Origin of the sequence: Maribacter sp. (assembly GCF_039968975.1) — a bacterium.
Taxonomy (GTDB): Bacteria; Bacteroidota; Bacteroidia; order Flavobacteriales; family Flavobacteriaceae; genus Maribacter.
In genome coordinates this window covers 1-1,898 of the sequence record NZ_JBDVOT010000059.1, presented here as the reverse complement: position 1 = coordinate 1,898, position 1,898 = coordinate 1, and the positions used below count along the sequence as shown (strand labels likewise).

Below are 1,898 nucleotides of genomic sequence, written 5' to 3'. Positions count from 1 at the left end.
ATATTCGGAAAAGACAATGCTATAAGCACTACAGAAGTTTTGAATTCAGGCGTATGGTCCTTTGAAACAGGCTTGAATTTATTATTCGCTGCCCTACTGCAATCTTTCAGTTATCCATTTCATGACCCTGTGCTAACAGACAGAGGTTTTATCAGTAGTCCAAAAGTAACCCTAAAGAGTTTTTTATGGGCAAGTGTACTTGGTGCTATCTGCATCATTCTATTTAGCATTATTGGTGTATATGCCCAATTTCAAGGCATGCAGGGGCAAGCAGCGGTACAAGTTGGTAAGGCTTTTGGAACAATGATATTGCTAGTCATCAACTTTATTATGATTACATCAGCAGCTTCCACCTTGGACTCTACATTTTCATCATTTTCAAAATTACTGGCGCTTGATCTAAACCTAGGGAATACATTAAAATTTGGTCGTTGGTCTATGGTAGCAATCGCTGTATTGGGTACCGTACCGGTTTTTTTAGATGCAGAAATTTTATCGGCTACAACCATTAGCGGAACCATGGTTATTGGACTTACGCCCGTTTTCCTTTTTTGGAAAGATAAAGCACCCAAAATCAGTTTTCATTTAAGCGTTTTTATAGGGTTGATATTTGGTTTCCTCTTAATTTTCAATTGGTTTCCAGATAATTTGATTTTTACGACTGGCAAGTATGCCAATTTATTATGGATTAATTTTTGGGGCATTTTATGTTGCCTATTCGTTTATATAATACCTACATGGATAAAGAAATAAAACATCTTGGTGCCAAGAACGGAAGGCTATTGCTTTTTGGTGGTGTATACAGTAATCTACAGGCTTTAGAGAAATTGATTTCCATTGCTGAAGAAACAGGTATACCACCTGAAAACTGCATAAGTACCGGAGATATTACCGGTTACTGCGCACAACCCGAAGAAACGGTACAGTTGTTTCAAAAATGGGGTGCATTAAGTATTGCTGGCAATATAGAATTACAATTAGCAAGCGATAGCGAAGATTGTGGCTGTGATTTTAAAAGCGGTAGCCGTTGCGATGATTTTTCAAAAATGTGGTTTCCGTATACCAAAGGGCATTTATCTCAGCAGTCTTTAGATTGGATGAAGCAAATTCCTGAATACATAAGCTTTGATTACGGGAACAAGAAAGTAACGGTAGTTCATGGAAATTATGGTAATACATCTGAATTTGTATTCAAATCAAATGCCACGGAAAGTAAAGAACGTTGTTTTCAAGAAACTAAAAGTAATATCATAATTGCAGGGCATTGTGGCTTGCCATTTCACCAGACTATAAAAGAAAAGGTATGGTTGAATCCTGGTGTAATTGGCATGCCAGCAAACGATGGTACTGCTCGCGTATGGTATATGATTATGAATATCGAAGATGGTGAAGTTACTTACGCACATCATTCTTTTGAATATAATGCTGAAACCGCACAGAAATTAATGTATAAAAACCACTTGCCAGAAGCTTACGGTGATACGCTTACCTCTGGTATTTGGGACAACATGGAAATTCTTCCTGAAATAGAAAAAATGGGACAGGGAATTCCGATTCATTTTAACCAAGAACAAAAAAAATCAATAAAACCTAAAACACAAAAAAAGATGGCAAATACGTACTATGACCCAGCAGATTTAAGAAAATTCGGAAAAATTACCGAGTGGAGCGAAGAGCTCGGAACTAAATTTTTTGATTATTATGGTAAGGTTTTCGAAGAAGGCGCACTAAGTGCTAGAGAAAAGTCCCTAATTGCATTAGCTGTATCTCACGTAGTTAAATGTCCGTATTGCATAGATGCCTACACAAAAGACGGATTGCAAAAAGGAATTACGAAAGAAGAAATGATGGAAGGCGTTCATGTAGGTGCTGCCATTGAAAGTGGAGCAACATTGGTT

Annotated in this window: 1 protein-coding gene and 2 pseudogenes; all 3 read left to right on the top strand. The window is 37.3% G+C overall.

The genetic code is table 11. The features are described from left to right. Nucleotides 1-753: pseudogene (locus tag ABJI11_RS04035) on the top strand (sodium:solute symporter); the annotation flags it as partial. Further along, nucleotides 708-1,373, top strand: a pseudogene (locus ABJI11_RS04030) (metallophosphoesterase family protein); the annotation flags it as partial. The pseudogenes ABJI11_RS04035 and ABJI11_RS04030, both read left to right, overlap by 46 nt. A 234-nt stretch (nucleotides 1,374-1,607) precedes the next feature. Then, a partial coding sequence (locus tag ABJI11_RS04025) for an arsenosugar biosynthesis-associated peroxidase-like protein (RefSeq protein ID WP_348349645.1) occupies nucleotides 1,608-1,898 on the top strand: 291 nt, incomplete at its 3' end.